This window comes from Streptococcus sp. ST14, assembly GCF_046098195.1.
GTDB lineage: Bacteria > Bacillota > Bacilli > Lactobacillales > Streptococcaceae > Streptococcus.
In genome coordinates this window covers 1-3,404 of sequence record NZ_JBJUSF010000053.1, presented here as the reverse complement: position 1 = coordinate 3,404, position 3,404 = coordinate 1, and the positions used below count along the sequence as shown (strand labels likewise).

General features: G+C 39.8%; 2 protein-coding genes and 1 pseudogene. All 3 read right to left on the bottom strand.

All coding sequences use genetic code 11. The features are described 5' to 3' along the window. A pseudogene (locus ACIY19_RS10690) lies at window positions 1–602 on the bottom strand (CHAP domain-containing protein); the annotation flags it as partial. A 26-nt stretch (window positions 603–628) separates the two neighbouring features. Next, window positions 629–2,983 (bottom strand): VirB4-like conjugal transfer ATPase, CD1110 family, encoded by a 2,355-nt coding sequence (locus ACIY19_RS10685; RefSeq protein WP_409003388.1) that lies wholly within the window; start codon window positions 2,981–2,983, stop codon window positions 629–631. After that, a complete protein-coding gene (locus ACIY19_RS10680; RefSeq protein WP_000197454.1) occupies window positions 2,943–3,290 on the bottom strand; it encodes a PrgI family mobile element protein in 348 nt (115 codons plus the stop codon). Before ACIY19_RS10680 ends, ACIY19_RS10685 begins: the two co-directional genes overlap by 41 nt. Between the last annotated feature and the right edge of the window lie 114 nt (window positions 3,291–3,404).

The window sequence follows — 3,404 nt, the reverse complement described above, 5'->3', positions numbered from 1 at the left end:
TGTTTCATCTTTTTGCTGAGTTTTCCTTCCCAGGAGAACTCTTTTGGTGTTCGAGTATACCCTCGCCCTCTGATGAAATTATAGCTTCTATTGAGCTGTCCATAGCTGTGCTTGATTGAATACTTGGATAATTTTCCTACAGCATTTAACGCTCTTTTAGAGGCGTTTACCTGGTACTTAAATTGACGAATGTTTTGCCTCGCCTGAACCCAGTCTCCAAGAATCTCATTATCTCTGACTGTCTTCTCAACGTCGTGTCTCGCTTTCATTTGAGCACTTTGTTTAGCACGTTTCTTTAGGCGGTTAGGGATATAACTGTCATCAGCTTTTTTAGCTCGTTTATAGAGCGTTGTTGCAATTTGTTTTTCCAACTTTGCTCGATCACGTTGTTGCTTAAAGAAAAGACCTCTAGCTGTTGCTTGAGGTCCTTTATGTAGTTTATAATCTTTGTTCGCTAAGCGATAATTCTTCTTAGCTTCTTTAAATGCAACTTTTGAGTCTAAACGTGCTTCTTTAGGCTTTTTTTCAGCATTGAGGGCTAATCCTTCTTTGATTCTTCGCTTGCGTTCCTGTTTTAATTGTTTGCGATTACTTTTAGACAAAAGAAATTACCTCTCTTTCTATTTTTTTAACCATCTGTCGCAACCAATTGATACAGTTTGGTATCTTTAGGGATAGGATTTTCAAATGGTACAATCGTATCCCCAGCCACGATCAAACCAGTACCTTTCGCTTTTGGCCGCAAGACAAATCGCTCCAGTGAAGGCGTAAGAGGGATAACCTGCTCCAGGGCATCTAGGTCTGTCCGCTTCAGCTTCAGGAGGGCTAGAAACTCACAGTTTGCGACTAGCTTTCTACCTTCCTCTGTAGATAAAACAGTCTCTGGGTTCTGGGTAATCCCTGTTGGAATAGCCCCGTACTTACGAATACGTGAGTATAGCTCTGTAAAGAAGGTTGCTTGCAGTTTATTCTTGAAGTAGAGCTGCAACTCATCAAAGTACAACCATGTAATGGTTTTACCTTGGTTATTGACTACCTGGTTCCAAATAAAGTCCTGAATCACCAGGAGGGCAAATGGCTTCAATTTACCACTCAACTGCTTGAGATTGAAGATAATAAAGCGACTATTCATATTGACGTTTGTAGGGTGTGCAAAGATATCATTTGATCCAATAGTATAAGGTTCTGCCTTCAGCGCCAACTCCTTGGCCACATCTTCAGGTTGACGTTCTAAAACTGATTGCCAATCCTTAAATGTTGGTTTTTCAAATTCCTCATAGGTCTGTCTCGTTACACGGTCAATCATCGCAAATTCATCGTCTGATACTTCAGAGAATATATTCTCAAACAAGGTTGATAAGAGATTTGATTTTTGGCCAATCGGATCACTATCTTCTGCCTGCAGTTTGTCTTTATCAGGTAGATCCAATAAGTTGAAGTGATGTTGTGACCCAGGAGCGATTGTGATGATTTCAGCACCTAATTCTCGGCCAATATCACTGTATTCATCTTCAGGATCGACGATAATGGTATTATCTTCAGGGTAACGTAGTTTGGTAGGAATAATCTCTCCTCCTTTAGCAAGAACAGACTTCCCTGATCCTGACGTTCCAAAGATACAACCTGAACCTGTATTCAAGTCTTTCTTACGGTCAACTGTGATAGCGTTCTTAGATAGCTGATTCTGGCCATAATAAATTGCACGTGGACTGTTAGATCGAAGATCTACGTTGGTAAATGGGACTTGTGTGGCCAAGTTACTGGTAGTCATATCTCTCATAAAACGGCGTTTTACGTTGATAAATGGAATCCCAATCGGTAGAATCGTATTCAAGGATTCTTCCTGGTACAAGTAACACTTATCCAGTTCTACCGTATTCTTACGGACAGATCGTTGAACCTGCTCAGTGTAGATATTCAACTCCTCCAGACTGTCAGCCATGAAGAAAATCGTCATCACACCTGAAAACATTTTTTGGTCATTGTCCTGGAGTTCTTCAGTCCATTTCTCTGTTTCACGAGATGTCTCCACAGCCTTCCCACCAACAGCCAGGTCACTTCCATAACCTTCTTTTGCTGCAGCCTTCTGACTTTTGATCATTTCCCTACGTACACTTGACTTAACTGTCTTGATTTTCTTCAGGGCATCTGCAGTATCATAGGGCTTCGCATGCAGACTGATAGCCAGTTCAATTCCTGTATCCAGGATATTCTTAATCAGTTTGTCATTCAAGAAGGTAGGATATTGTCTAACATACATCACCCTTGCGAAACAATCATCAATTTTCATATGATCTTTTTCAAACTTCAGATAGTTTGGAGCTACAAAGTCCCTGGTTGATAATCCAGAAATAGCGATGTCTTCATAGTTGAAATCAATAAAACCTTCTCGCCTCAAGAGTTTTCGGAAGATAAGAAGACGATCTAATCCCTCTAACTCCTTAAAGGAGATTCCTAAGCCACTGTATTGACTTTCAATAACGCTGGCTGTATCATCAAGGATTCTTCTAGCTTGATGATCCTGGTCTGTTTGGGTAGTAATCGTCAGATATTTTTCTACCTTGAAGGTATTTTGTTCCTGAGAAAAACGATCATTGATCATCGCATTGTATTCTTTACGATAATCGTCATATCCATCTCCAACTAAATCATAGCGGATAGAAGATAAGCTATTGCTTTCTACCCTACGATTCAGGATCAATAGCTGCATATCATTGTCAATATCCAGCGAATTAAAAATATCAGCGCTTGTTTCAATGATATCAATTCGCTCATCATCTGTTGCAGTAATATAGCTTGTATCACCTAGGCGATAGGTCTTTGAAAATTGATCATTTGTAATTTTCATGAGCCCATCAGGCATCAACCATTGATAATTAAGACTATTCTGTGTTGATGCCGTCATGGTACGTCTTAGACGTTTGGCCCGTTCCCGTTCTTCCTTAGAGAGTTTCGGGGTTTTCCTTCGGCCGAATAAATTCATTTCTTGTATATTCCTTTCTGTCATAATCTGTCTGATAAGAGCGTTCCTGCTTAGTCAAAAGGAAACGAACCTCATCTTTAATCTTTTCATCAATATAACACCCGAAAATAACAAAAGGCGCTAATAATAAAATATCAACGCCATAAAGGATTATATCAGGTGCCTTCAGCCAATAGAGAATAGTAGTGACAACTACTGTCAATGCTATACCAAATAGTAGCACTAACTGTCTCAGTGTCATATACCCTATAACTGGCCTTTCGTAGCTATCTAAAGCCTTTAAAAATTCACTGCCTAAACGTGTCATTCTGTTCCTTTCTTCAGTACCTTTTTAGCAAATTCCTTCCTAGTTCACCTGCATGATATTCTTGGCCATACGTTGGCTGCCAAAGAGCATAATGATGTAAATGATTCCTTTTGC

Coding starts and splice junctions, on each gene's coding strand:
- ACIY19_RS10680 (WP_000197454.1), bottom strand. CDS start 3,290: ATGACACGTTTAGGCAGTGAATTTTTAAAGGCTTTAGATAGCTACGAA.
- ACIY19_RS10685 (WP_409003388.1), bottom strand. CDS start 2,983: ATGAATTTATTCGGCCGAAGGAAAACCCCGAAACTCTCTAAGGAAGAA.